The organism is Bacteroides sp. NGMCC 1.200775, assembly GCF_040798045.1.
Lineage (GTDB): Bacteria > Bacteroidota > Bacteroidia > Bacteroidales > Bacteroidaceae > Bacteroides > Bacteroides hominis.
Genome location: NZ_JASCQK010000001.1, coordinates 92863 through 116754 on the forward strand (window position 1 = coordinate 92863; position 23892 = coordinate 116754).

The 23892-nt window shown below is 44.7% G+C and carries 31 protein-coding genes, 1 tRNA gene, 1 pseudogene and 1 riboswitch; of the genes and pseudogenes, 6 read left to right on the forward strand and 27 right to left on the reverse strand.

Features of this window, described 5'->3' with window-relative positions; all coding sequences use genetic code 11:
- Positions 1–5 precede the first annotated feature (5 nt).
- The 18 genes and pseudogenes from QK890_RS00400 to QK890_RS00485 all read right to left on the reverse strand — a co-directional run bounded on the left by QK890_RS00400 (position 6) and on the right by QK890_RS00485 (position 10589).
- Positions 6–878 carry a phosphoadenosine phosphosulfate reductase family protein gene (locus tag QK890_RS00400; protein WP_005938131.1) on the reverse strand — a complete coding sequence of 291 codons (873 nt, stop codon included), beginning with the start codon at positions 876–878 and terminating at the stop codon, positions 6–8.
- Entirely contained in the window at positions 875–1195 is a 321-nt protein-coding gene (locus QK890_RS00405; RefSeq protein WP_175324222.1) for a hypothetical protein, read from the reverse strand. Before QK890_RS00405 ends, QK890_RS00400 begins: the two co-directional genes overlap by 4 nt.
- Before the next feature lie 122 nt (positions 1196–1317).
- Positions 1318–2642, reverse strand: a pseudogene (locus QK890_RS00410) (DNA cytosine methyltransferase).
- Between the two features lie 2 nt (positions 2643–2644).
- Entirely contained in the window at positions 2645–2824 is a 180-nt protein-coding gene (locus QK890_RS00415) for a hypothetical protein (protein WP_117694728.1), read from the reverse strand.
- A gap of 22 nt (positions 2825–2846) precedes the next feature.
- Positions 2847–3512, reverse strand: coding sequence for a hypothetical protein (locus QK890_RS00420; protein ID WP_005938123.1), 666 nt, complete (start codon positions 3510–3512; stop codon positions 2847–2849).
- Positions 3481–4281 carry a DUF4373 domain-containing protein gene (locus tag QK890_RS00425; RefSeq protein WP_005938120.1) on the reverse strand — a complete coding sequence of 267 codons (801 nt, stop codon included), beginning with the start codon at positions 4279–4281 and terminating at the stop codon, positions 3481–3483. Before QK890_RS00425 ends, QK890_RS00420 begins: the two co-directional genes overlap by 32 nt.
- An 11-nt stretch (positions 4282–4292) precedes the next feature.
- Positions 4293–4706 carry a VRR-NUC domain-containing protein gene (locus tag QK890_RS00430; protein ID WP_005938117.1) on the reverse strand — a complete coding sequence of 138 codons (414 nt, stop codon included), beginning with the start codon at positions 4704–4706 and terminating at the stop codon, positions 4293–4295.
- On the reverse strand, positions 4696–5313 hold the full coding sequence (locus QK890_RS00435) for a DUF4494 domain-containing protein (protein ID WP_032945517.1): 618 nt from the start codon (positions 5311–5313) through the stop codon (positions 4696–4698). The genes QK890_RS00430 and QK890_RS00435 overlap by 11 nt, the downstream gene beginning before the upstream one ends.
- Positions 5310–5585, reverse strand: a complete 276-nt coding sequence (locus QK890_RS00440) for an HU family DNA-binding protein (RefSeq protein WP_005938110.1) — start codon at positions 5583–5585, stop codon at positions 5310–5312. The genes QK890_RS00435 and QK890_RS00440 overlap by 4 nt, the downstream gene beginning before the upstream one ends.
- Positions 5586–5673: 88 nt before the next feature.
- Positions 5674–5853: a hypothetical protein gene (locus tag QK890_RS00445; protein WP_005938107.1), complete on the reverse strand. Its 180-nt coding sequence runs from the start codon at positions 5851–5853 to the stop codon at positions 5674–5676.
- A gap of 51 nt (positions 5854–5904) precedes the next feature.
- Entirely contained in the window at positions 5905–6654 is a 750-nt protein-coding gene (locus QK890_RS00450; protein WP_005938104.1) for an MBL fold metallo-hydrolase, read from the reverse strand.
- A gap of 11 nt (positions 6655–6665) precedes the next feature.
- On the reverse strand, positions 6666–7556 hold the full coding sequence (locus QK890_RS00455; protein ID WP_032945520.1) for a hypothetical protein: 891 nt from the start codon (positions 7554–7556) through the stop codon (positions 6666–6668).
- 27 nt (positions 7557–7583) lie between these two features.
- Positions 7584–9554, reverse strand: a complete 1971-nt coding sequence (locus QK890_RS00460; protein ID WP_005938096.1) for an ATP-binding protein — start codon at positions 9552–9554, stop codon at positions 7584–7586.
- Between the two features lie 30 nt (positions 9555–9584).
- Positions 9585–9671 (reverse strand) — tRNA-OTHER (locus QK890_RS00465).
- A gap of 3 nt (positions 9672–9674) precedes the next feature.
- Positions 9675–9944, reverse strand: coding sequence for a hypothetical protein (locus tag QK890_RS00470; RefSeq protein ID WP_005938093.1), 270 nt, complete (start codon positions 9942–9944; stop codon positions 9675–9677).
- An 11-nt stretch (positions 9945–9955) separates the two neighbouring features.
- Positions 9956–10168, reverse strand: coding sequence for a hypothetical protein (locus tag QK890_RS00475; protein ID WP_254883948.1), 213 nt, complete (start codon positions 10166–10168; stop codon positions 9956–9958).
- Positions 10169–10187: 19 nt separating this feature from the next.
- Positions 10188–10385, reverse strand: a complete 198-nt coding sequence (locus QK890_RS00480) for a hypothetical protein (RefSeq protein ID WP_005938087.1) — start codon at positions 10383–10385, stop codon at positions 10188–10190.
- Between the two features lie 12 nt (positions 10386–10397).
- Positions 10398–10589 carry a hypothetical protein gene (locus QK890_RS00485; protein WP_005938084.1) on the reverse strand — a complete coding sequence of 64 codons (192 nt, stop codon included), beginning with the start codon at positions 10587–10589 and terminating at the stop codon, positions 10398–10400.
- Positions 10590–10730: 141 nt separating this feature from the next.
- On the opposite strand from QK890_RS00485, the gene QK890_RS00490 reads away from it, so the two are divergent.
- The 5 genes from QK890_RS00490 to QK890_RS00510 all read left to right on the forward strand — a co-directional run bounded on the left by QK890_RS00490 (position 10731) and on the right by QK890_RS00510 (position 13831).
- The gene (locus tag QK890_RS00490) at positions 10731–11105 is read left to right on the forward strand and encodes a hypothetical protein (protein ID WP_005938081.1); all 375 of its coding nucleotides are present in this window, start codon (positions 10731–10733) and stop codon (positions 11103–11105) included.
- A complete protein-coding gene (locus QK890_RS00495; RefSeq protein WP_117694732.1) occupies positions 11102–11749 on the forward strand; it encodes a hypothetical protein in 648 nt (215 codons plus the stop codon). The genes QK890_RS00490 and QK890_RS00495 overlap by 4 nt, the downstream gene beginning before the upstream one ends.
- 35 nt (positions 11750–11784) lie before the next feature.
- Positions 11785–12084 carry a hypothetical protein gene (locus tag QK890_RS00500; RefSeq protein WP_005938076.1) on the forward strand — a complete coding sequence of 100 codons (300 nt, stop codon included), beginning with the start codon at positions 11785–11787 and terminating at the stop codon, positions 12082–12084.
- Between the two features lie 462 nt (positions 12085–12546).
- On the forward strand, positions 12547–13116 hold the full coding sequence (locus tag QK890_RS00505) for a porin family protein (protein WP_005806429.1): 570 nt from the start codon (positions 12547–12549) through the stop codon (positions 13114–13116).
- 199 nt (positions 13117–13315) lie between these two features.
- A complete protein-coding gene (locus QK890_RS00510; RefSeq protein WP_005778068.1) occupies positions 13316–13831 on the forward strand; it encodes an outer membrane beta-barrel protein in 516 nt (171 codons plus the stop codon).
- A gap of 80 nt (positions 13832–13911) precedes the next feature.
- On the opposite strand, the gene QK890_RS00515 is transcribed toward QK890_RS00510, so the two are convergent.
- From QK890_RS00515 to QK890_RS00555, 9 genes are all read right to left on the reverse strand, one after another.
- A complete protein-coding gene (locus tag QK890_RS00515) occupies positions 13912–14520 on the reverse strand; it encodes a thiamine phosphate synthase (RefSeq protein WP_005778065.1) in 609 nt (202 codons plus the stop codon).
- Positions 14521–14581: 61 nt separating this feature from the next.
- The gene (locus QK890_RS00520) at positions 14582–15283 is read right to left on the reverse strand and encodes a HesA/MoeB/ThiF family protein (RefSeq protein WP_195317667.1); all 702 of its coding nucleotides are present in this window, start codon (positions 15281–15283) and stop codon (positions 14582–14584) included.
- 15 nt (positions 15284–15298) lie between these two features.
- Positions 15299–16423, reverse strand: coding sequence for a 2-iminoacetate synthase ThiH (gene thiH / locus QK890_RS00525; RefSeq protein WP_044300181.1), 1125 nt, complete (start codon positions 16421–16423; stop codon positions 15299–15301).
- A 1-nt stretch (position 16424) separates the two neighbouring features.
- The gene (locus tag QK890_RS00530) at positions 16425–16970 is read right to left on the reverse strand and encodes a hypothetical protein (protein WP_005820455.1); all 546 of its coding nucleotides are present in this window, start codon (positions 16968–16970) and stop codon (positions 16425–16427) included.
- 11 nt (positions 16971–16981) lie between these two features.
- Entirely contained in the window at positions 16982–18676 is a 1695-nt protein-coding gene (gene thiC / locus QK890_RS00535) for a phosphomethylpyrimidine synthase ThiC (RefSeq protein WP_367627102.1), read from the reverse strand.
- Positions 18677–18706: 30 nt separating this feature from the next.
- The gene (locus QK890_RS00540; RefSeq protein ID WP_367627103.1) at positions 18707–19483 is read right to left on the reverse strand and encodes a thiazole synthase; all 777 of its coding nucleotides are present in this window, start codon (positions 19481–19483) and stop codon (positions 18707–18709) included.
- Between the two features lie 128 nt (positions 19484–19611).
- Entirely contained in the window at positions 19612–20226 is a 615-nt protein-coding gene (locus tag QK890_RS00545) for a thiamine phosphate synthase (RefSeq protein WP_005778053.1), read from the reverse strand.
- A gap of 3 nt (positions 20227–20229) precedes the next feature.
- Positions 20230–20427: a sulfur carrier protein ThiS gene (gene thiS, locus QK890_RS00550; RefSeq protein ID WP_005806415.1), complete on the reverse strand. Its 198-nt coding sequence runs from the start codon at positions 20425–20427 to the stop codon at positions 20230–20232.
- Between the two features lie 65 nt (positions 20428–20492).
- Positions 20493–20585, reverse strand: a riboswitch (TPP riboswitch).
- Between the two features lie 182 nt (positions 20586–20767).
- Positions 20768–21385 (reverse strand): superoxide dismutase, encoded by a 618-nt coding sequence (locus QK890_RS00555; RefSeq protein WP_005778049.1) that lies wholly within the window; start codon positions 21383–21385, stop codon positions 20768–20770.
- Positions 21386–21506: 121 nt separating this feature from the next.
- On the opposite strand from QK890_RS00555, the gene QK890_RS00560 reads away from it, so the two are divergent.
- The gene (locus tag QK890_RS00560; RefSeq protein WP_367627104.1) at positions 21507–23867 is read left to right on the forward strand and encodes an ATP-dependent helicase; all 2361 of its coding nucleotides are present in this window, start codon (positions 21507–21509) and stop codon (positions 23865–23867) included.
- Positions 23868–23892 lie beyond the last annotated feature (25 nt).

Sequence of the window (23892 nt, forward strand, 5' to 3'; positions counted from 1 at the left end):
CTTTTTTATTCACAAAGCCCATAGTAGCTCATACAACTTGTTGCCACATCATCATCGAACAGAGAACCACCTGCACGTTTACTTTGTACATAACGAACAACATCGCTGATTAGAGGATATTCACCCTTATAATACTTAGATGAAATTTTATCAGGACCGAAAAAACTGCTGTTGAACTGTTGTTCGAGACCTGCAATGTAGCTTATTCTTTCTGGCTCTTGTACGCTGATATTGTAAATGTCTTGTTGTGAAGCCATCACGCAAGGAAAGCAACCAACACGTTTGTAGCCCATTCGGTAGAGCGGATTAGGCTGTATTCCATTTTCAAGTATATAGTCAATCACTTGTTGTGCCGACCAATCGAATACAGGACGCAATAGGTCATCAGCATATTTCTTTCGAAATGCCAATACATCTTTACGACGATAGGTGTGGTACTTGTCCTTACCATTCTTGTCCTTACCGTATGGCTGCACATAATACTTGAAGTACGTACATTGCTTGGACATTTCAGCACGCTTGGCACTCTCGGCAGCACGTATTCCTTGTATAATCAGAACATCATCGTTTACTTCATCGAGTATGTAGTCAATCATCGGAATGGTTTTCAATTCAGATGTGCAGAATCTCCGTTGCGAGGATGGCCAGCGTGATTTCTTTTTTGTCAAATCTACCATGCCGTTAAACTTCTTTGACTTGACGGTAATGAGATTTAAGCCCAGTTGTTCCTGTACTTCTTCGATATATTTATAGGTCAATGGGTGTTCCCAACCTGTATCACAAAATACTGTAATAAAATCTTTTGTTAGGTTATTACGCACCCAAAGAAGTGATGCAAGACTATCTTTGCCACCACTGAATGAAACTATTACTTTCATCCTTTACCTCCTTTCTTCAATTCTGCAATAAGAGCATCAGCACCGCTAATGCTCCACTGGGCTAACGTTTCGCTACTTGCATCCACACACTGATTATGTGAATTGGCTGAAAATCCTTTCATTATCTCTTTCGCAATCTCGTATCTGCGTTGTTCCCAGTCTATGGCTTTTTCAAATTCAAGTGCTGTTCCGGGCATTCTTCGACCGTCTTTCGTTATGAATGAACCGCATAAAACCTGCATAGTACCTGACGGTTCAACATCTATGACCTCGCCGGTAGCCTTTACTTTAGCTTTAAGTTTTTCAGCAGCTCTCATTTGTCTCGTGTGTTCTGCTACACAAGTTTTACACCTGTTAGGATATGATTTGCTGAACTCTGAAATATGCTTTGTTTGCCCGCACTCTGTGCATTTTTTATAAATTGAATTGTCCATGGTTATTATTGATTATAAGTTTCTTGAATAGCTTGGAATATCTCATACATTACTTGTGGGACAATCGCATTGCCATATGCCTTTATCGATTCCTGCCGCCACTTTGAAAAGGCAATACCGTCCAATCTGGTGGAAATCCCATCATCTCGGCTACAAACAGGGGATTGAGTTGGGAAGTTTTTCCACCGTTCTGCGAATGATGCTCTCCTAACATTACCGGCAGGTTGCACAGAGCATCCGTCCTCATTTTCCCATTTTTTCTTTTCAATGCTTGTGGGGAAACGGAGGGTTGATAGTCCCTCGCTGCTGGAGTAGGGAGCATCCCATTCACCGCCATTGCTGTCAAAGCTGTGCCCATTTGACTGTTCGGATTGTATTTCTTGCTGTACTTGTCCGCTTCCCGGGCATTGGGAGTAGGAAGCAACCGAACCATTCTCGCAAGTCCTACGCTTCCGTTCTGTCCGTTCTGATTGATTCTCCTCGGAGTCCCGTTTCTGGTCGTAACAAATTGGTCGTTCTTTCCAATTATCGCTCCGGTTGTTGCATCGCTCGCCATCGGAGTGGGAAGAAGCCCGAACGCAGCCCCTGACGAAAGGTTGTTGAGTTTCGTACCCGTTCTGTCTTTCGTTCTCGCAGCAGCTTTCATGGGGTGTTCCACCACTTCCACGGCACGTGGTGTCGGAAGCAGTCCTACCGGATAGAATGTTGTCTTCCCATTTTCGTTGCATACCTTTAACCCCTGCGTCTGCACGGTGGGCAATAAAGAAGACACGGTCTCTTCTGTGCGGCGCTCCGACGGCACACAAGCCGGAATAACAACCGGTTGGACGAAATATCCTTCACGTTCAAGGTCGTTACACACTGTTTCGACGACGTATTCCTGCCGATGCAATATTCTTTTTCGGTCAACCTCTCCGAACAGAGATTCTTCACGTCCCAACGCAGTTTCACTGCCGGGTTGTACCATTGAGAGGATTCCAGCAACGTTTTCACCAACAACCCAATCGGGCTGAATCTCCCGTATCGCTCGTAGCATTTCCGGCCAGAGGTAGCGGTCATCTTCCGCTCCCTTTCGCTGTCCGGCGCAAGAAAAAGGCTGGCAGGGAAAACCTCCGGTGAGGACATTGATTTTTCCACGCCACTCTGTAAAATTTGTTTTCGTGATGTCTTCATAACTTTTGCTGTTTGGGAACCAATAATCAAGTATTTTTCTCCCGAACGGGTTTATTTCACAATGGAACATATTTTTCCAGCCCATTTCCTCGGCAGCTATTTCCGGACCACCGATGCCGCTGAACAAACTACCATGGGTAAACTTATTCTTTTCCATGATTACGGATTTTTTGTTTTTGCTACTTTAGTTGGTTCATAGTACTTGCATTTGTCTGTTCCCGGATTGTATGCTGGCCATACCCATTGCAAACGTGTATCGGGTGGATCGGGCAAATAGCGTTTACAACTCTTGCGGATTGAGCAGGTAACGCCCGAACAATAACTATAATCTGTATTCATCGTCATAATGTTTTTAATTAGTTTACTGTTTTCTGAATGACTGCTCATTGCCGAAATTGATGATTAGCATCATTTCACGGAAACGGTCTGCAATTCGTTCGTCGTAATATTCTGCAATTTCTTTTGCCGTAAGATTGGATGAGACCAGCGTACAGAACTGCTCTTCATAGCGAAAAGACAGCATATCCATGGCGGCGGTTACGTAATCGCCATAATGAATGCTTTCTTTCGGTTCGGAGCCGAGTTCGTCGATTGCGAGTATTTCGATTTGGCGCAGCCTTTTGTAGCGTGCCACATCGGAGGTGTTGTCGCGTGTGGGATTGTTATACGCTTTAGCCAGCAAGACGAGTTCTTTAGCCGATACCATCATGTAGCCGCGTATCGGATATGCATCCGCATTGCTGTTATACCCCTCATCAGAGCGCAAGTAGTTTATAAGGTTTTGCAATGCACGCAGAATGGTGGTTTTCCCATTTCCGGCATCGCCGCAAAGGAACAATCCGAAAGTGGAGGCTTCCGATGTAATCCAATTGGAAATGTCCCAAAGGTGCTTTTTGTATTGTTCGGTGGCATTAAATTCCCTATGCCTATGAGCAACTTCCACCCGGCACGCTTCATATAGCATAGCGTAAACTTGCTTGGCGGTATATGGCAATCTAAAACGAGTTACCATATGTTTTCTCTTCATCAGATTTGAGAAGATTACCTCTGCGTTGATTTCTGCTTTCGGGTCTAACTTTATCATCTTTTCTTTTATTTTTATCATTTACAATTCTCAACCATGCGTTGAAGTGCTGTTTGGCATCCTGTAAGGAAGAATGCCGGTCTTTCCCGTCTGCCAGGCATTGCACCCGGAAGTCGTCAAGACTGCTGCGCAAAGAGGAAATATTCGTTGCATGAAGCACTTGTAATTGGTCAAGCCAACACTCGTCTTTTTTCAGTTCGGCAATTTCTTCATCGATAGTCATGGAGTAAGGCTCGTATTGCAGTTCGTTTTGCACTGTTGTACTACCTTGTATCGTTTGTGGATTGTCATTCTTTCGTGGCAGTTTTTCAGTTTGTTTGGGCTTTCTTTTCTCGATTAGGTTATAATCCCCAATATAGCAAACACGACGGCACTGTACGCATATACGACTATACCTTTCCTGAATACCTTTAGAAGTCAATACTTTTTCAGCGTCAAACAATTCTTTTGAAAACAACCCCAGTGTCAGGCAGGTTTTGATTACTTCTGATATATATGCCTCCTCAAATCCCGTAAGCTCCGAGCAAATGAAAGGCAACTCTTTATCCCACTTCATATAATACCCACTCTTGTAGATATTGCAGAGCAGCAGAGCATATACCGTTATAGCTTTTCCACCTTGATACTTGATTAGTTTTCTTATTTTAAGGTCGTTAAATATATCTATATCCAGAGGGAAATAGTCAAGACCTTTTTTAAAAGTTCGTGCCATATCTGACTTTTTTAAAATTCATTTCTCAAATAATCATCCACTTCACGAATGAAATCATCTAGCGAAAAGCACAGAACATATTTGTATTCTCCGTTTTCACATATTATCTTTTGCCATTCTTTTTGTGATGGAGATTGATAGCCGCCTTTCTTTTTCATTTCAATGAGCAGCGCACCATAATCACGATTGCTTTTCAACAGAATCAAATCGGATACACCGGCTGTTACGCCCTCAGCTTTCAATTTGCCACCTGTAACAGTATCACGTCTTCCTCCGTTCGGCACAGCAAACAACCGGCCTTTTAACTTCGGATACTTCAAATTGAACCACTTTACGCAAGAGCATTGTATGCGATGTTCCTCATCGTCATATTTTTGCTTCTTTTTTCGTTTCCTTTCCATTTGAAGCATTTCCTCAAGTGTCATTGTCGCTTTGCTTTTCGGGTGTAACAATGGTGTCTTTTCCGGTCTTGTCTACTACAACTTTTTTCCCACCAACGGTTATCGTTGTCCTGCAACCTTCGGGGAGAGATTGTATGAAATTTCGTACAACAGGCGAATTGGCATTTTCACTGATGGTATCCGTAATGGACTCATCTGCGGCATATGGATAGACGTCCATAATGGCAGTTTCCGCTACCGATGCAATTTGGTAGTCGGCCATTGTGCCTTTCATACCCTCATCCAGTTTATTTACTGCATCACGCAAGTCGGCTGCTTGTACCAGTACGTTGGTAGCCGTCTTTTTTTCTGCTCCACTTTTTTCATCTGAGGTAATGAAATACAGCTTGCACTTGAACCAGCGGTCGGCACTGTCTTCCTCACAGGGAAAGAGCTCGCTATAGTTGGCACGTTTAATGTCGGAAACTGTAAACTCACCGGAAATAAAGGGTGTCATTTCTTCAATGATGCGTGCTTCCGCTTCCGTGAAGCTGAGCGCGTCAACCAGATAGGGTTCTGTTACTTTCTTGTTCATTCCGTTATCCATTGTCTTTTCATAACGGATTTTACATTCAAACCACGTGTGCATCATGAGTTCATTTTTTCTTTGAGTTGTTTACTGACTACAAGTTTTACTGTTCGTCTTGCCGGAATGATTACCGTTGTTCTCTTGTAGATATTACGGGCTTTCCTTTCTTTTGTGATATAAGTCTTGATAGTGCCAAAACCACGTATATAGACACTTTCACCTTTACAAAGTGCTTTCTCAATAGCATCAAAAGCACAATCTACGGCTTGAATAGCCTGTGAGCGACTAATAGTCGTATTGTTGATAACATGTTCAACGATCTCAATTTTTCTCATTGTTTTTATTTTTATTAAAATGATAGATCACTATTGTTTGGTCTACAATTCTCAGTTTTGTATTGAGTATTTTCAACTGATTTTTTCATTATGATTCTTGATTTAAATCCGCAGATAGAAGTAGGACGATGGCTGCAATGGCAAAACTCATTCCTAAAATGGCATACGTATATGCTTTAGAGGATTTGGATTCTAAAGCAAAATGAAAGTTAACAGCAAAAATGATGATATTCAAAACAATAAATATTATATCAAAATAGATTCTCATATTACTTCTTTATTTACTGGTTACTATTATTTTTCCTCATAATCACAAATGCTAATAGGGATTCTTGTTAAATGTTAACGAAAGCCCATTTGTAGCGGCTGTTATTTCTATCTCTGGATATAATCTTTCTATTCCATGGATAAACTCCGTAGCATTGCTGTTATTGTCGGACAGATGCAGGAGTAGAATGTTGCATACTTGAGACAGGTCATTGGCTTGCAATGTGAGGAGACAGTTATCATAGGACATGTGCGACTTAATGGTGCGTTCGTAGCGTTTCTTGTCAATGCGCCCGGCAGTGAAATTTGCATCAAGAATTTCCTTGCTATAATTGCACTCCAACATTACATTGTTAAGACCGGGAAATTTGTATTTTAGGAAATAGGTGTCTGTGGCAAACAGCACTGTTCCGCACTCTTCATGACGGATGAGGTATCCGTAAGGTTCCGCAGCATCATGTTGTACAGGGAACGGTATCACTCTAAATCCATTTATCACAACTTGTTCGAATGGCAACAGCCCTTTTGCCCAATAGCTGGAAGAGAAACCAAGCGCATGTTTTGTGCCTTGACTCATATAGCAAGGTATGCAGGCGTTTATAAAATCGCCCACACATTTGGCATGGTCGCCATGCTCATGGCTGACGATACAACCAACAATGCTGTTTAGATTGAAGTCAAGAACTTTTTTTACTTTGTTGAACTTAACTCCGGCTTCCACTGCAAGTACCTCACCAGTCTTTTCAGACTGGAAGAGGTAACAGTTGCCTGATGATGAAGAACCTAACACATGAAGTTTCATTTCAAATAGGATTAATAGCCCGGTCCATCATCCTCGGTTGAGGCTTGGTTTTCGGTACTTGTTTCACCTTGGGGCTCTTTAATTTCTCCTGTTTCAGGGTCAACACCTGCCGGAACTTCGTTGGAAACCGGAGCTACTGCATCATCAAAACTGATAGTGCCTTTGTTGGCTTGCGTGGAAATTTCTTTCGCAACCTGTTCTGTAACATCGACATAATCGGCGTCCTCTACATTTTCTTCAACGGTACGCATACCCATTGACAGTTCCGGTGAGTATGTAGAGCACCAGAACGAGGCGGCACGGTAACGTAACATCTGTTCGGGCATAGTACGCCACTTGCTGCCGTTTTTGCTATACCAACCCTCATCAATCGCCATTTGTATGGTAACGGCTGTACCACGTAAGGCAAGTGGTGATTTTGATGTAACCGGTTTTCCGTTCTCATCATGCGTAACACCTTTAGGAGTAGTCCATGCCACACACTTGACATTTGCCACACCGTTATTGCAAACTCCATTTGATGTCAATTCAAACTTCAGTGGTTCAAAGCGTCCACAAGTATTGATAGTGGCAATTAGGAACTTGGACGACCAAGATGGGCGACCATATACAATGTACAAGTTCTGCATTACCATAAGAGGGGATGCGCCAATGCGTGTGGCCACATCGAATGCGATTACGCAGTTGGCTACTGCTTCGGCTTCAGAGACCGTTTTTTTAGGTCCTTCTCCGGTCTTACCGCCAACAACACCGCCAATGCGGTAACTTTCGGGTACAAGACTGGAATTGGCAAACATGGTGGAGAAACGGTTGAGCGTTTCAATGGTTGTCGGGTCAAAGAAGTTGATGCCAACAGGAACGTTACTTTGATGTGTAACCGGTGTGATTTGTCTTTCGTTCATAATTCTAATAATTAAAGATTTAACTATTTATTTTACTGTTAGTTGACTGTCTGTTGTAACCTGCAAGAATATCATTTGTGCGTTGGAAGCAATGAATGTATTCACGCTTTCGGCACGGTCAATGAACATTGGAGCATAGACTTCGTAATGCCTTGCCAATGTGTTGGTGATGTCAATACCTGCGTTCACTTGCTTTGCTGTATTGCACGTACCATAGGACACACCATCAATTATAGGGATACATACTTCGTATTCGTTTCCGTCAAGAGTGGTATCGAAAAGTTTCCAGTGTACCATGCCAAACAGCGAGTTCAAACGGCTCTCACAATCATCAATGCGAGCTTTGGCAAACTTAGCAGCTATATATTCACGTTTCTCTATGTCGGCTATCTTCTGTGCGAGTTCACGACCTTCCTTTTCAAGACGCTCTATTTCTTTATCATAGTTGGCGATAATGGTACGGTTGTTTAGTTGGATTTCCAAGTTCTTAATAGCAGATTTCACCAACTCGGCACGTTCGGACAGTTCGGTATCTGTCTGAGTATATGTGATATTTGCTATTTCTTTTTCTATCTCATCCAAACGTTTTAGGTTTGCTGCATACGCAGGCAGCTCGTTTTCGTTGATGGCGGACGGTGCTGCTTTCGGGGTGGATTTCAGACGATCATACAGCCCTGCAATACATTCGTCAATGGCAGTAATCTTTTTGGAATGCTCTACAAGTTCTTCATTACGCCTGTTTAATTCCTCTCGGTATGATTCGACTTGTGTCGACAGGGATTTTCCACGTGATTGATTCTCTTTGAGCCTGTTTTGTTTATATTCTTCAAACTTTTGGAGAGCGTCTTGTATCATATTGTCGGGTAAAGGCTGGCCGCAATGAGGACAGATATTATCACCGGTGTACTGTGTGGCACGAATGGATGCCCATTCGGAACGTAATTCTTCAAGTCTGCTTGTTGTTCTAGTTATTTCTTCGTTCAAATACTTGATGCGTTCTTTTGCACGGGTAATGTCTATATTGCAATCCGATCGTTCGGAATGAATATTCTTCAACTCTTTCTCGATTTCATTACGTGTTTCGTTCTGCTTATCGGCTTCCTCCTGACGACTTCTCCTTTCTGCGGCAAGAATATCCTTCTGTTGCTGTTCGATTTGCCGTTTTTCACGGTTCAGCGCAGCTTTTTTATCGATGGCAGATTGCTTGCGAGCATCTTCAGAATGCAGAAGTTCGTTTATTTCTTCCAGCTCTTTCTTTTTGTCGGTGAGCATTTCTTCCAATGAGTTCCAATCCTCGGCTTCTGGTTTCATCTTGTCCGTTTGGTCGATACGTGGCTTGATTTCATCCGCTTGCATTTTTAGACGTTTTTTCTCTGCGGCAATCTGCCGACGATAATCCGCCAATGATTTGCCACTCAACATGTCTACGAGAGCGGTAAATTCTGCATTTCCCTGCGCCAATTCGTTGTCTGTTTTGGCTCCGGCAATGGACATTAACACTTCACGTTGAACATCTTGTTTTAACGATAGGAAATACTCGGTATTGGTTAGCATCTTGAAAAGGTTCTCATCAATGATTTCGGCATTTATACGTTCCTTATACTCATTGACACGAACAGGTACGCCGTCCCATGTGCATTCGGTGACATTCCCCTTGAACACTTCCTCTACTTGTCCACGAGGTTTGACCCATTGCTCCTTATACTCTCGTTTGATGGTAATTTCCGTTCCATCAACGACTAATGTTCCCTCTACGGAGCATTCACAATGCTGTAGGGGATTGCCCTTTTCGTCTGTGGTGCGCAAGTTGAAGTCTTTACGGTCTTTGCTGTCCTTGCCGAAAAGCAGCCAACAGAACGCATCCATGTGCCTGGACTTGCCGAGACCGTTACGACCACAGATACGTGTAACAGTGCCATCTGTATGGAACTGTGTTGTCCTTTCTTTTTCTCCACGCCAGTTGCGAAGCGTGATTGATTTTAGCTGAATTGCTTTCATCTACTTTGATTTTTAATAGTGAAAAAATAGTGGGAGGAACAGGATTTGAACCTGTGTCCTGCTGCATCTTGGCCATTTGGGTACGTACCGCCGCTCTATCCGCTGAGCTATCCTCCCTTATCATTTGAAATAGTCTTGTTGTAACCTTTGTAGTGTACGCAGTTCGATTGTGCGGTATTCAACTTTGCCCGGACGCTTGCAGGGGGTTATTTTACCCTGCTTGCGCCATCTATCCACATTGCCACGCCCAAACATAGCGTATGCTTTTCGCTGGCTGACCATTTCGGGGTCATTGTGTGTATCGGCAAGCATACGGACTACAGAGGACGCTACATCGCGGACGAAAGTGTCATAAGTAACGGATTTATCGGGAAAATCAATAGTGAGCATAGGATTACGGATTAAAGTGAATACTCTGCACGATAATTTTCATCGGTTTTAATGAAATATGTAAGCACTTTTATTAGGGAACGTTTAGAACCGGGCTTGGCAATAGAGTTAACCAGACTTTCTCTCTTTTGCTTGTCTGTAGCAATAAAGATGTAGCCCACGTGTCTTGCTTCCGGTTTAAGAGGCTTGATTTGAGAATTTAATTTTTTGAAATTGATAGACATGATATTGTAAGTTAAGAGGTTATTTGTTTTCATTTTGAAACTCCATCCATGATATACGTACCAGTTTCCATGTGAGAAAGATGAATACAGCTGATACAAGATAGCCAATGAACGATGCGATGTTTCCAAGTATGATATGTGCCACAATGCTGACAACCACCGCAAAAAGCATGATGCAGGATAGTATCAGTTGTGAAATATTTACAAATTTGTTCATGATGATTACAAATTACGATATTCTGATTACTGTTATGATACGCTTTTCTCGGTCCGTTTCTGTCTGGTACTTACGATTCAGGATAAGTCCGAGATCGGAAGCCTGAGCACGGACGCTCTTAGTCTTTTCAATGGGGAAAGTAACCGTTTTACCTACTTCCAAATCCGTTAAAGTTGGACGTACTTTTACTTGATTTTCTGCCATTTTATTTGTTTTTTATGGGTTATTGTTTAACTTTATAGTGCAAAACTAATATATTTATTCGTGGCGAACAAATATTTTCGTCATAAAATTTAGTGTATGCGAAATTAAATATTAGTCGACTAATTCAAGTTCCTGTAAATCATGAATTTAGAAATTGTTAGAAAATTGAGCGAAAACAGAGGTGGTGGATTAAAGAAACTTGCTGCTGATGTTGGAATGAGCGAACAAAATCTACATAGATGCATTAGAAACAATAAGATTCAAGCGGCAGACTTAGAGAAGATTGCTTTTCTATTAAAAGCTGACATACGAATTTTTTTTGATGATGAAGTATCAAGACTATCAAATAATACAGTTGAAACAAACGGCGATTTTAGTCCTGCTTCGATGATGGGCAACGTGTCTGTAGGCACAGATGCTATTCTTGTAGAACGAGTGAAGCATTTGGAAGAATTGTTGGCTGAAAAGGAGAGGTTGATTAAGGTTTATGAAAAGTTAGTAGAGGGAAAAAAATGAGATATATAGTTGGAATAATATGTCTTATTACTTCTTTACTGTTATGTGCTTGCAGTGAAGATGACGAGAAAGGCGCTGAACGCTATTCGGGTGTATTTTTGAGTATGGAGGCTATAGATGCTATTACTCCGGAAGATTCTTTTTCTGATGTCATATTGCATAATGTTGAGTTTGAAAAAGTGGAAGTAGGAAAAGGAGAGCCTATAGAAGCTGGTGATTACACTGTGAAGACAGAAACTACTTACGACTTAATCATGCGAGAATCCGAAGCTGATCTGTATATAAAAACAGAAAAAAGAACAGATAAAATGTTTGAGGCAACTTGTGTATATAAATATGTTTTTAAGCAGGGAACTTACGGAGTGATTGAAGTATCAGAAAATGCTATTACGGTCAACGGATATCCATATTGTAAACTTCAAAAATTTACACTAATACGTACTGAGCCAATTGGAGAAAAATATTCCAAACAAGATACAGAGACAGAAAATTACAAGGGAGTATTCTCCTGCAAAAGCAATGGTAGAAGCATAACTTTGTCAAATAGTGATTATATGTTTGAAGCCGCGCTTGGTGGTAACGAATGTAGGTTAACAGAATTATCTCCTGAACATAAAAATATCGGCACATTAGAAAAGCAATGAACGGAGAGTACCCATATTGTAAAACAGAGCCTTTTATGGATGAATTGAAAAAAGCCGCATTCAATGCTATCTACAAAGATGGTTGTGATAATTGTGGAGATTGGATAGATACATTGGTAAACTGTTATTCCGAAGAAGTGGTGGACGCTCTTGGGAATAATCCCAATGAGGTTTATGCAGAATTGGAAGATATATGGGAAACCATGGATTATGAAGACCCTCGAACCGGTATTTGCCTAACTTATCAGAATTGGGCAGAATATTTCACAGGGGAGTTTGCCCATACAATCTACAATGAATTGATTAAATCAAAGCAGGTGAACGAACGTAAATAATCCGTTTTAAAGCGTTCAAACCTTTAAGATGATTAAAAGTATCGTTTTTCGTATTTGTGTTGATTGTGGCTTATCTATTTGCCTTAAATGGGTAATATATCAAGACTGGTAGCGGCGAGTTCTTCGATAAATGGACGAAAACATTAATCATAATAGACAGATACGAAGAAATTGAATAAACGAATATTGTTGAGAAGTATTATATAACTCATTGAAAAGTATCTTATTTTGGCAGCGGCACAAGCAGCTATCGAAGACTAAATAGATTTCAGATAACTGGTTAGGCGAGGCTACCCGTGAAAGGGTAGCCTCGTTTTTTTATGGAAACAGAATAAGAGAAAGCAGAAGCAGGGGGAGTGGATAAAATGTAGAGTGAATATTTGTATAATTCAAATAAAAATATTTCCTTTATCTTATGAAACCTTACTTATTATATTTTTAACAAACTAAAATTACAGAATTATGAAAAGAAATCTTGTGTTTGTATTGTTTGCCCTTTTTTCGGTTGTGGGCTTTTCTCAAGTGAGCTGGAATGCCAAAGTGGGAATGAATATCAGTAATTATACCGGTGATTTTGACATGAATGCCAAAGTAGGATTCAAGATAGGCGGTGGTATGGAGTATGGATTTAATGAAATCTGGTCTTTGCAACCCTCTTTGTTCGTATCTTCCAAAGGTGTCAAGAAGGATGAACTGAGTGTGAATGCTGTTTATCTGGAACTGCCGGTTATGGCTGCGGCGCGTTTCAAAGTGGCCGATAATACCAATATTGTGTTGAGTGCCGGTCCTTATTTTGCTTGCGGTATCGGGGGTAATTCTAAAGTCGATTTAGGTAAAGGACGTTTGGAAGTTGATACCTTTGGCGACGACGGTCTGCTGAAACGTGGCGATGTAGGTTTGGGTATCGGTGTTGCCGCGGAGTTTGGCAAGATCATCGCAGGGCTTGACGGCCAGTTCGGATTTGTCGATGTAATGGACGACGTAAATGGTAAAAATCTGAATGTTTCGATCAGTGTAGGTTATAAGTTCTGAGAAACCGATAAATATTAAAATAGAGAAGCCGCTGTAAATCAACTACAAGCGGCTTTTCTTTTATATTCACTCAGCGAATAATGGCGGAAATAGTTGTTTAATTAATGAATATACTATACTTTTGCGCCCCGAAACAAAAGTGAAATAATTCTTTTGTTTGTTTTCAAAATAGGTACATTTAATTAAAACTACTAAGAAGATGAAAAAGATTGTATTGTTTTTATTTGTTGCTATTGCAACTTTATCTGTCAAAGCTCAGGACATTTACATGGGAGGTACCGTAGGTTTGTGGCGTAATGATGACGCTAATACTACTTCTTTCAAGCTCGCTCCGGAAATCGGATACAACCTGAGTGAACAATGGGCACTGGGCGTTGAACTCCAGTTTAACCATGATTATATAAGTCATAAAACGATTAATTCTTTTGCTATTGCTCCTTATGCACGCTTTTCTTATTACGAGAACAAGATTGTACGTCTGTTTATTGATGGTGGGTTTGGCTTTGCTACCACTAAGGTGAAAGATGGCGGAGATGCAATAAACGGTTTTGAGATCGGTCTGAAACCGGGTATTGCCATAAAACTGAACCAACATTTCAGTTTGGTTGCCAAATGTGGTTTCTTGGGTTATAAGGACGACTATATGAATAACAGCGGATTCGGCTTTAGCGCAAGTAGCGAAGACTTAACATTCGGATTCCATTACGAATTTTAATCAAATAGGTTTCAACGAAATAGGGTGGCTTCCCTTCATAAGGAAGTCACCCTATTTTATTTAGTCCGTTATTCTTTGACTCAGTCCGCCATCTTTTTCAGTTTCTTGAAGTGTTCTATCACTGCCAGATAATCTCTGTCGGAACAGGCATCGAATTTACCCCACAAGTCTCCTAAAACCACTGCACCTCCGAATCCGAAATCCTTTACTTCCAGTATATTCTCCGGCGTGATGCCTCCCAAAGCCATTACTTTGCCATCGATGATTTTGTCTTTACCTGCCTGACGCAATTCTTCAGCCGTGTAAGGCGAGTTATATCCTTCTTTTGAGATACTGTCGTAAATCGGGCTCATAAACACATAGTCGTAAAAGTGTTTTTTGTTTTTCACTTCCTCCACCGAGTGGCAGGAACAACTGATATGCCCGGAGTAGTCATGCGGCTCTTTCGGGTTGCGGGCATTCAGGTGAATTCCCATCAGGTTGAATTCTTCTTTCAGGTAGAAGTGTTCATGGGTGACAATGCGTTTATGATATTTTTCCGGAATCAGTGTGAGCAAGCGTTCCGAATACATAGCCGGCGTTTCCGGTTTCCTGAGATGCAGAATATCCAATCCCTCTTCAAAGAGAGCAGTGATAATCTTATCTTCTTCTACAAAGAAAGTAGGCGTCGTTACTACGATAAGTTTCATTTCTGTTGTTAAACTGTTAAGTTTAGCAAAGTTAGTAATTAACTTACTCAGAAACCAACCTTTATAGTGAAAATATGTTAGATTGTAATGTCCGTAAGTCAATTGTCCATAGTTTGCCTGCCAGAACCTCGCCGAATCCGCAGATAATCTTCAGGACTTCGGTTGCTTCCACACTGCCCGTCACTGCCGGTGTTACTCCGACTACCCCTTTGGGAGGGGGAGGCATACGCAACATCTCTTCTTCATCCGGATAGAGGTCACGGTATGTTTTCCGTTGTGTCCCGCTCCCGTAGTTAAAGACAGAAACCTGTCCCTCGAAACCACAGATGGCACCGTATACATAGGGTTTTCCCAACTCTACACAGACGTCACTTATCAGATATCGGGTGATAAAGTTATCGCATCCGTCCACTACGATGTCGTACTGCCTTATCAATTCACGGGCATTGTCTTTGCTGAGCCGTCCCGGACAGGCATTTACCTCTATTTCCCGGTTCAGGGCACTGAGCCGCAGTGAAGCGCAAATCGCTTTCAGGTCTCCTACCTCTTCTTCCGTATAGAGCACCTGCCTTTGCAGATTGCTGAGGCTTACTTCATCGTTATCCACCAGTCCGATGGTACCTACTCCTGCACCCGCCAGATAGAGGGCGATGGGAGAACCCAGTCCTCCTACGCCCACAATCAATACTTTGGCAGCTTTGAGTTTTGCTTGTCCTGCTTCTCCTATTTCCGGAAGCATGATTTGCCTGTTGTATCTTTCCATGATTCGTCTTTATCGTTAGCATTGAGTCAGGGTCAGTGCCGTGTCCCAGTCTTTGTAAACGGGTATCCGCCCCAGTGAACGCAGTGCGGCATCCACTTCCACGGCTTTCCGTTCGTCGCTGACATGAAACTGCTCCAGTGCCTGCGGATAGGTAAAGTAGCCTCCCGGTTCCGTTTTACTTTCGGCGCTCATGGTAGTCACCCCGAGCGTAGCCATGTGGTTACGGAACTCTGCGCTTTCGCGGGTAGAGTAGGAGATATCCACATCGTGGTCGAAGATGCGCATGGCAAAAGTCACCTGTGCCAGTTCCCGGTCGTTCATCACAACATTAGGTTGGAAACCTCCGTTCTCCGAGGGGCGCATCCGGGGGAAGTTGACGCTATATTTCGTTTTCCAGTAGTGCTTTTGCAGATAGCGCAGATGGTAGGCCATCATTGTGACATCCGTGCGCCATTCTTCCAGACCGATCAGTACCCCCATGCCTATTTTGTGTACACCTGCTTGTCCCATACGGTCAAAACCATTGACACGCCACTCAAATTTCGATTTCATACCACGGGGATGATACACATTATAATTGGTTTTGTTGTAAGTCTCCTGAAAGCAGATGACTCCATTCAGTCCGGCATACGTAAGCCGTTCATATTCTTCTGCTTTAAGTGGCATTACTTCAATTTGCAGATTAGAGAAATAAGGCTTTGCCAGCAGGAGGGCCCGTTCAATGTAATCTACTCCTGCTTTGGCAGGATTTTCGCCTGTTACTAACAGCAGATTTTCGAACGGAGCCAGTTTCTTGATCGCTTTGTACTCGTTTACCATTTCCTCTTCCGTAAGGATGGTCCGTTTCATCGGATTATTGTGGTTAAAGCCACAGTATACACACGAGTTTGTACAAGAATTTGTAATATAGAGTGGAACGAACATCGAAATTGTCTTTCCGAAGCGTTCCAGCGTATATTTCCGGCTGAGACGCGCCATAGTCTCCAGATAGGGGGCGGCAGCCGGCGAAATCAATGCCATAAAATCGTTTACATCGCAATGTTCCTTTGACAATGCGCGGCGCACATCGGCGTCGGTTTTGGAATAGATGATTTTAGTCGTCTCTTCCCAGGAAATCTTTTCTAATTCATCTGAAAACATTTTATTTTTTCTTTTTATTCTTCTGATTTATTTTCTTCAATGTGTTCCGCACAGTTGTTTTTACAGCGGTCGAATACAGTTCCGTATCTGTGCTTTCCAGTATGGTCCGCAGTTCGTTGAGCAGTTCGGGTTCGTGCTTGCACAGGTGGTAGGCCATTCGGACGGCTAAGGATTGCACGCCTATGCTTTCGTGGCGAGACAGCATGCAATCCAGACAGAAGTTAAGCAATTCAACCGATGGGATTTCTTCGGCGGGAGCATGGTAGAGTATGGAGAGAAGCAGGCGCTTGGAACCATCGTGTTTGCAGGTCACCAGCCTTCCGGTCAGTTCTTCCCGGAGCGGGGCGAACCAATCGGGGTATTGCCTGCAAAGTTTATCGCATACCCACAGTGCCCGCCAGGAGACCAATCGCTTCTCGTCTGTCGTCAGATGATAGAGGGCCTCAAAGTTCTCCGGCTGCCGGCGGATCTCCTCAATGATCCGGTCTATGGATAGTTCGGAGATGGGTACATCCAATGCTTTCCGGTATTCGTCTGTTCTTTCCATGACAGTTGGTCTTATTCTTGTTTTTTAGTTTTCTTCAAATCCCGGCTCAGTCGCATTGCGCAGAAGTTCGGCCCGCACATGGTGCAATATTCTCCGTCCGTGTGTCGTCCGGCATGGAAATAAGAGAATGCGCGTTCCGGGTCGAGCGATAAGTCGAACTGGTCTTTCCAGCGGAATTCATAGCGTGCTTTGCTCAACGCATTGTCCCGTACCTGGGCTCCCGGATGCCCCTTGGCCAGGTCGGCTGCATGGGCGGCAATCTTATAGGTGATCACTCCGACGCGTACATCTTCTTTATCGGGCAATGCCAGGTGCTCCTTGGGCGTCACGTAGCAGAGCATGGCTGTTCCGAGCCAGCCTATTTGTGCCGCACCGATTGCAGAGGTGATGTGGTCGTATCCCGGTGCAATATCCGTCACTAACGGGCCGAGTGTATAGAACGGGGCATTGTGGCACTTCTCGATCTGGCGTTCCATGTTCTCGCGGATTTTGTGCATCGGTACGTGTCCGGGCCCTTCGATGAAGGCTTGTACGTTCTTTTCCCAGGCGCGCACCACCAGTTCGCCCATGGTATCAAGTTCGGCAAACTGTGCCTCGTCATTGGCATCGTGGGTGGAACCCGGGCGCAAACCGTCTCCCAATGATACCGCTACGTCATATTGTGCCAGAATATCACAGATGTCGTCAAAGTGTTCGTAAAGGAAACTCTCGCGGTCGTGCACCAGGCACCATTTACTCATGATGCTCCCGCCGCGGGATACGATTCCGCAAAGCCTCTTTTCCGCCAGGTGCACATTGTGCCGGCGGATTCCCGCATGAATGGTGAAGTAGTCCACTCCCTGCTCGCACTGTTCTATCAGTGTGTCGCGATACAGTTCCCAGGACAGGTCCTCTACTTTGCCGTTTACCTTTTCCAGTGCCTGATAGATGGGTACCGTACCCACCGGAACCGGGCAGTTGCGTATGATCCATTCCCGTGTTTCGTGTATGTTTTCTCCCGTTGAAAGATCCATCAGCGTGTCACCTCCCCATTTGCAGCTCCACATCGCTTTCTCCACCTCTTCGTCGATGCTCGACGTGGTTGCGGAGTTACCGATGTTGGTATTGATCTTTACCAGAAAGTTACGGCCGATAATCATCGGTTCGGCTTCGGGATGATTGATGTTGGCAGGCAGAACCGCCCGTCCTTCGGCTATCTCCCGGCGTACAAATTCAGGAGTAATGTGAGTGTCGATACCCAGTTCCTCACAGTTCATGTTTTCGCGGATAGCCACATATTCCATTTCCGGAGTGATGATACCTTGTTTGGCATATGCCATTTGGGTGATATGTTTCCCGGATTTGGCCCGGTAGGGCAGTGCGATGTGCTCAAAGCGGAGAGGGTCGAGGCTTTTGTCGTCCCGCCGCATCCGTCCGTATTCCGAACTGATCTCCGGAAGTTGCTCTACATCCCCCCTTTTCAGTATCCATTCTTCCCGTAGCCGGGGGAGACCTTTTTTCAGGTCAATCTCTATGTCCGGGTCACTGAAAGGTCCGCTTGTATCATAGATATATACGCGTGGGTTGGGAGTTATGATTTTCTTCTCTTCTTCGAAAGTGGTGCTGGGCACTTGCTCTACTCTCCGCATACCTACGCGGATTTCGGGGAAAAGTTTTCCGGACAGGTACACTTTCTCGGAGCGGGGGAATTTTATTCTTTGTTCCATAAATTCGTTATTAGAGGTGGGACTGTTTTTTTATTCGTTTAAAAATGCCGTCAGCGGTGAACTTGCTTCTGCCACCAATCCGGTAGTCTGCATGCCGAGTCCTGCTTCATAGGCCATTCGTCCTGCTTCGACTGCCTGCTTGAAGGCCTTTGCCATTTCTACCGGGTTGCCGGCTACGGCAATGGCAGTATTTACCAGACACGCCGATGCTCCCATCTCCATCGCTTCTGCCGCATGGCTCGGCGCACCGATTCCGGCATCCACTATTACCGGGATACCCGCCTGTTCGATAATGATGTGGATGAATTCTTTGGTCTGCAAACCTTTGTTGGTTCCGATCGGTGCTCCCAACGGCATCACTGTGGCCGCTCCCGCCTCTTCCAGTTGTTTGCAGAGCACCGGGTCGGCCTGGCAATAAGGCAGTACCACAAATCCGAGTTTCACGAGTCGTTCGGTTGCTTTCAGAGTCTCTACTGAGTCGGGCAGCAGATAGCGCGGATCCGGGTGTATCTCCAGCTTCAGCCAGTTGGTCCCGAAGGCTTCGCGTGCCATTTGTCCGGCAAACACCGCTTCTTCCGCATTGCGCACTCCCGAGGTATTGGGCAGCAGTTGGATGTGTGGATGCACGATATGTTTCAGCATGTCGTCTTCCGAATTCCCCATGTCGATACGTTTCATGGCCACTGTTACCATTTCGGTGCCCGAGGCCAGTATCGATTGTTCCATCAATTCGTTTGAGTTGAACTTTCCTGTTCCCAGGAAGAGGCGGGAGTTGAATTCACGTCCCGCAATAATTAGCTTTTCCATTTCTGATTTTGTTTTGAGCTCACCACAGATTACACGGATTTTCACAGATTCTTTAATTTAACTCTCAGTAAAATAAATTATTAATCTGTGAAAATCTGTGTAATCTGTGGTGAGTCCGATTCATTTCCTTATATGTTTAGAATCCTTCTTGTTTCTTCTACCGGGTTCGGCGCTTGCAGGATGGCTCCTGAGAGGGCGATGCCGTTTACGCCTGTTTTCATGATGGCAGGGATATCTTCCGTTACGATGCCTCCGATGGCAACTACCGGAATCCGGATGCCGCATTCATCCATTTGCGATAAAATAGAGGTATATCCTTCGAGTCCCAGTACGGGGCTGAGGTTCTTCTTGGTTGTAGTAAACCGGAACGGGCCGATGCCCAGATAGTCGGCACCGGCGCTGAAGTGCATTTTCACGTCTTCAAAAGTATTGGCTGTACCTCCGATGATGAATGCTTCGCCCAGGATTTTTCTGGCTTCGCTGACAGGCATGTCTTTTTTGCCCAGATGTACTCCGTCCACTTCCAGTTTTTGGGCGAGTTCCACATGATCGTCAAGAATCAGGATGGCTCCGTGTGTCTTGCAAAGAGGTTTCAGCTGCCGGGCTACTGTTTCCACCTCTTCCGGAGATGCCTCTTTCATGCGCAGTTGTATCCATTTGCATCCTCCTTCGAGGGCCATACATGCCGATTCGAAATAAGAGTATTTCCCGGTCTGGTGAGTGATAAATTGCAGGCTCAGCATGATTTATCCTCCACAGGCTGCTTTAATCACAATCAGGTTGTCATTCTCGTGCAGGCTGAATTCGTTCCATTGCGGACGTGGGATCATTTGGTTGTTCACAGCGATGGCAATGCCGTTTTCGGGAAGTTGCAATTGCGTGGCAAGCCCGGTGATGGTGCTTGCGGTAGTTTCCACTTCTTTGTTGTTCACTTGTACTTTCATATTCGTATATGTATTTATAGATAAATGAAAGTAAATACAAAGAGAGTGCATGCGGAGAGAAACGATAAGAAGAAATACACAATCCCTTCGGCAGTACTAACTGCATCAGGTTCTTAGGGTATGATCTCAGCCACCGGGTGGCACCCCTTTGTCTTTACGGGAGCAAAGTAAGTGAAAAAGGAGATAAGAAAAAAGTAAATCAGGGATTATTTCACCACGGAGTAGGCAGAGAGTGGTGCAGAGGAAACAAAAGACGCAGAGGACACCAGAGTCAAATTCGTTCTTTTCCCGAATTTGAAACTCTGTGTCCTCTGCGTCCTCTGTGGTGAATACTTCTGAATTACAGTCGTTTTTCCACTACATCCCAGTCGATGATCTCCCACAGTTTATTTACGTGGTCGGCCCGCCGGTTCTGATAGTCGAGATAATAAGCGTGTTCCCACACATCGAATCCCAGTAGCGGTTTTAGTCCGGCACGCACCGGGTTGCTTCCATTGGCTTCTTTGGTGATATGCAGTTTCCCGTTTTTATCCACAGACAGCCAGGCCCATCCCGAACCGAACAATCCTACGGCAGCCGCATTAAATTCTTTCTTGAAGTTCTCAAAGCTTCCAAAGTCGCGTTTGATGGCTTCTCCCAACTTACCTTCCGGTTCGTTTTTCGCCGGTTTCGGTGCGAATTGCAGGAAGTAGAGTGTGTGGTTCAGCACCTGTCCGGCATTGTTGAAGATGGCTCCGTCGGGAGCCGAAGCTACGATGGCTTCTACTGTTTTTCCTTCAAATTCGGTGCCCGGAACGAGGCTATTGAGATTGTTTACATATGTTTGAAGATGTTTACCATAATGGTAATCAATGGTCTGCTGACTGATTACAGGTTCCAGCGCATTGTTTGCGTACGGAAGTTTAGGCATTTCGTAAGTCATGGTTGTAAATATTAAAGACATTAATAATGTATTCATAAATTCAAATCTTTTATTTCATTTCTATAAATATATAACGGGATATAGGGCCTAAATGTTCGGAGTTGTCCAAACTTTCCTCTATCTTTGCCAGTGAATAGAGATTTAACAGATAAATTTTATGCCCGACTATATCGAAGAACTTAATGAAAGCCAGCGTGCAGCGGTGCTCTACGGTGATGGTCCTTCACTGGTCATTGCCGGTGCCGGTTCCGGAAAGACACGCGTACTTACTTATAAGATAGCCTATCTGCTCGAGAACGGTTACAATCCCTGGAACATCCTGGCACTGACTTTTACCAACAAAGCCGCCCGTGAGATGAAAGAGCGCATTGCCCGGCAGGTGGGCGAACAGCGTGCACGGTATCTCTGGATGGGTACATTCCATTCGGTGTTCTCCCGTATTCTTCGTGCCGAGGCATCCCACATCGGATTTACGTCACAGTTCACCATCTACGACTCGGCGGACAGCAAGAGCCTGCTCCGTTCCATCATCAAGGAGATGGGGCTTGACGAAAAGACCTATAAACCCGGCAGTGTACAGGCTCGCATTTCCAATGCCAAGAACCATTTGGTGTCTCCTTCGGGCTATGCTGCCAACAAGGAGGCTTACGAGGCAGATGCTGCGGCCAAGATGCCTGCCATACGCGACATTTACAGCCGTTACTGGGAGCGTTGCCGGCAAGCCGGAGCAATGGATTTCGATGATTTGCTGGTCTATACCTATATTCTTTTCCGCGATTTTCCCGAAGTGCTGGCGCGCTATCGTGAGCAGTTCCGTTATGTGCTTGTCGACGAGTATCAGGACACCAACTATGCGCAGCACAGCATTGTGTTGCAGCTCACTAAGGAGAATCAGCGTGTTTGTGTGGTGGGTGACGATGCGCAGAGCATCTACTCTTTCCGGGGAGCCGACATCGACAATATTTTGTATTTCACCAAGATATATCCCGACACAAAAGTCTTCAAGCTGGAGCAGAATTACCGTTCTACCCAAACCATCGTCCGTGCAGCCAACAGCTTGATCGAAAAGAACGAGCGGCAGATCCCCAAAGAGGTTTTCTCCGAGAAAGAACGGGGGGAAGCCATCGGTGTATTCCAAGCCTACAGCGATGTGGAAGAGGGTGATATCGTGACCAATAAAATCGCCCAGCTGCGTCGCGAACACGATTATGGCTATTCTGATTTTGCGATCCTTTACCGCACCAATGCCCAGAGCCGTGTCTTCGAGGAGGCCTTGCGTAAGCGGAGCATGCCTTATAAGATTTACGGCGGCCTCTCTTTCTATCAGCGTAAGGAAATAAAAGACATCATAGCTTATTTCCGTCTGGTGGTCAATCCCAACGATGAAGAGGCGTTCAAGCGGATTATCAATTATCCGGCACGCGGCATCGGTGATACTACGGTGGGGAAGATTATCAAAGCCGCCACCGAGAACAATGTCAGCCTGTGGACTGTGCTGTGCGACCCCATCACTTACGGACTTACTATTAATAAAAATACACACACCAAGTTGCAAGGCTTTCGTGAACTGATCGAACAGTTCATGACCGAGGTGGCGGAGAAGAATGCCTATGAAATAGGTACGGCAATCATCCGCCAGTCCGGCATTATCAATGACGTCTGTCAGGACAATTCGCCCGAAAACCTGAGCCGCAAAGAGAACATCGAGGAACTGGTGAACGGTATGAATGATTTCTGTGCCATGCGTCAGGAAGAGGGGAACACAAATGTTTCACTGATCGACTTTCTCTCCGAAGTATCCCTGCTCACCGATCAGGATTCCGATAAGGAGGGAGATGGTGAGAAGGTGACTTTGATGACGGTGCATTCTGCCAAAGGGCTGGAGTTCCGCAATGTATTTGTGGTAGGGTTGGAAGAGAATCTCTTCCCCAGTGGCATGGCGGGCGATTCACCGCGCGCGATGGAAGAAGAACGCCGCCTGTTCTACGTCGCCATCACCCGTGCCGAGGAACACTGTTTCCTCTCGTTTGCCAAAACCCGTTTCCGTTACGGAAAGATGGAGTTCGGCAGTCCCAGTCGGTTCCTGAGGGATATCGACACCCGCTTCCTGCAACTTCCGCAGGAGGCAGCTTTAGGTCGTAGCGTTGACGAAGGAGCCGGCCGTTTCCGCCGCGAAATGGAGGAGGGATACTCCCGCCGTCCGTCTGCCGAGCGTTTTTCTGCCCGTCCGTCTGCCGACCGTCCGCAGCGTGAACGTCCGAAGGAGCAGATCATTGCCCCGACCGTCCCCCGTAACTTGAAGAGGGTGAGCGGTACCACGGTATCCCCATCGGCAGCTCCCGGAGCCGGCATTATAGGTGTACAACCCGGGCAGACCATTGAACACGAGCGTTTCGGCATAGGCCAGGTGATTCGTGTCGAAGGTTTGGGCGACAATGCCAAAGCAACGATCCATTTCCGTAATGCGGGCGATAAACAGTTGCTGCTGCGTTTTGCGAGATTTAAAGTAATAGAATAATTATTCACCACAGAGTAACACAGAG

Excerpts from the sequence above, each read along its gene's own strand:
- QK890_RS00400 (WP_005938131.1), bottom strand. The coding sequence starts at position 878 with ATGAAAGTAATAGTTTCATTCAGTGGTGGCAAAGATAGTCTTGCATCA.
- QK890_RS00405 (WP_175324222.1), bottom strand. The coding sequence starts at position 1,195 with ATGAGAGCTGCTGAAAAACTTAAAGCTAAAGTAAAGGCTACCGGCGAG.
- QK890_RS00415 (WP_117694728.1), bottom strand. The coding sequence starts at position 2,824 with ATGAATACAGATTATAGTTATTGTTCGGGCGTTACCTGCTCAATCCGC.
- QK890_RS00420 (WP_005938123.1), bottom strand. The coding sequence starts at position 3,512 with ATGAAGAGAAAACATATGGTAACTCGTTTTAGATTGCCATATACCGCC.
- QK890_RS00425 (WP_005938120.1), bottom strand. The coding sequence starts at position 4,281 with ATGGCACGAACTTTTAAAAAAGGTCTTGACTATTTCCCTCTGGATATA.
- QK890_RS00430 (WP_005938117.1), bottom strand. The coding sequence starts at position 4,706 with ATGACACTTGAGGAAATGCTTCAAATGGAAAGGAAACGAAAAAAGAAG.
- QK890_RS00435 (WP_032945517.1), bottom strand. The coding sequence starts at position 5,313 with ATGATGCACACGTGGTTTGAATGTAAAATCCGTTATGAAAAGACAATG.
- QK890_RS00440 (WP_005938110.1), bottom strand. The coding sequence starts at position 5,585 with ATGAGAAAAATTGAGATCGTTGAACATGTTATCAACAATACGACTATT.
- QK890_RS00445 (WP_005938107.1), bottom strand. The coding sequence starts at position 5,853 with ATGAGAATCTATTTTGATATAATATTTATTGTTTTGAATATCATCATT.
- QK890_RS00450 (WP_005938104.1), bottom strand. The coding sequence starts at position 6,654 with ATGAAACTTCATGTGTTAGGTTCTTCATCATCAGGCAACTGTTACCTC.
- QK890_RS00455 (WP_032945520.1), bottom strand. The coding sequence starts at position 7,556 with ATGAACGAAAGACAAATCACACCGGTTACACATCAAAGTAACGTTCCT.
- QK890_RS00460 (WP_005938096.1), bottom strand. The coding sequence starts at position 9,554 with ATGAAAGCAATTCAGCTAAAATCAATCACGCTTCGCAACTGGCGTGGA.
- QK890_RS00470 (WP_005938093.1), bottom strand. The coding sequence starts at position 9,944 with ATGCTCACTATTGATTTTCCCGATAAATCCGTTACTTATGACACTTTC.
- QK890_RS00475 (WP_254883948.1), bottom strand. The coding sequence starts at position 10,168 with ATGTCTATCAATTTCAAAAAATTAAATTCTCAAATCAAGCCTCTTAAA.
- QK890_RS00480 (WP_005938087.1), bottom strand. The coding sequence starts at position 10,385 with ATGAACAAATTTGTAAATATTTCACAACTGATACTATCCTGCATCATG.
- QK890_RS00485 (WP_005938084.1), bottom strand. The coding sequence starts at position 10,589 with ATGGCAGAAAATCAAGTAAAAGTACGTCCAACTTTAACGGATTTGGAA.
- QK890_RS00490 (WP_005938081.1), top strand. The coding sequence starts at position 10,731 with ATGAATTTAGAAATTGTTAGAAAATTGAGCGAAAACAGAGGTGGTGGA.
- QK890_RS00495 (WP_117694732.1), top strand. The coding sequence starts at position 11,102 with ATGAGATATATAGTTGGAATAATATGTCTTATTACTTCTTTACTGTTA.
- QK890_RS00500 (WP_005938076.1), top strand. The coding sequence starts at position 11,785 with ATGGATGAATTGAAAAAAGCCGCATTCAATGCTATCTACAAAGATGGT.
- QK890_RS00505 (WP_005806429.1), top strand. The coding sequence starts at position 12,547 with ATGAAAAGAAATCTTGTGTTTGTATTGTTTGCCCTTTTTTCGGTTGTG.
- QK890_RS00510 (WP_005778068.1), top strand. The coding sequence starts at position 13,316 with ATGAAAAAGATTGTATTGTTTTTATTTGTTGCTATTGCAACTTTATCT.
- QK890_RS00515 (WP_005778065.1), bottom strand. The coding sequence starts at position 14,520 with ATGAAACTTATCGTAGTAACGACGCCTACTTTCTTTGTAGAAGAAGAT.
- QK890_RS00520 (WP_195317667.1), bottom strand. The coding sequence starts at position 15,283 with ATGGAAAGATACAACAGGCAAATCATGCTTCCGGAAATAGGAGAAGCA.
- thiH (WP_044300181.1), bottom strand. The coding sequence starts at position 16,423 with ATGTTTTCAGATGAATTAGAAAAGATTTCCTGGGAAGAGACGACTAAA.
- QK890_RS00530 (WP_005820455.1), bottom strand. The coding sequence starts at position 16,970 with ATGGAAAGAACAGACGAATACCGGAAAGCATTGGATGTACCCATCTCC.
- thiC (WP_367627102.1), bottom strand. The coding sequence starts at position 18,676 with ATGGAACAAAGAATAAAATTCCCCCGCTCCGAGAAAGTGTACCTGTCC.
- QK890_RS00540 (WP_367627103.1), bottom strand. The coding sequence starts at position 19,483 with ATGGAAAAGCTAATTATTGCGGGACGTGAATTCAACTCCCGCCTCTTC.
- QK890_RS00545 (WP_005778053.1), bottom strand. The coding sequence starts at position 20,226 with ATGCTGAGCCTGCAATTTATCACTCACCAGACCGGGAAATACTCTTAT.
- thiS (WP_005806415.1), bottom strand. The coding sequence starts at position 20,427 with ATGAAAGTACAAGTGAACAACAAAGAAGTGGAAACTACCGCAAGCACC.
- QK890_RS00555 (WP_005778049.1), bottom strand. The coding sequence starts at position 21,385 with ATGAATACATTATTAATGTCTTTAATATTTACAACCATGACTTACGAA.
- QK890_RS00560 (WP_367627104.1), top strand. The coding sequence starts at position 21,507 with ATGCCCGACTATATCGAAGAACTTAATGAAAGCCAGCGTGCAGCGGTG.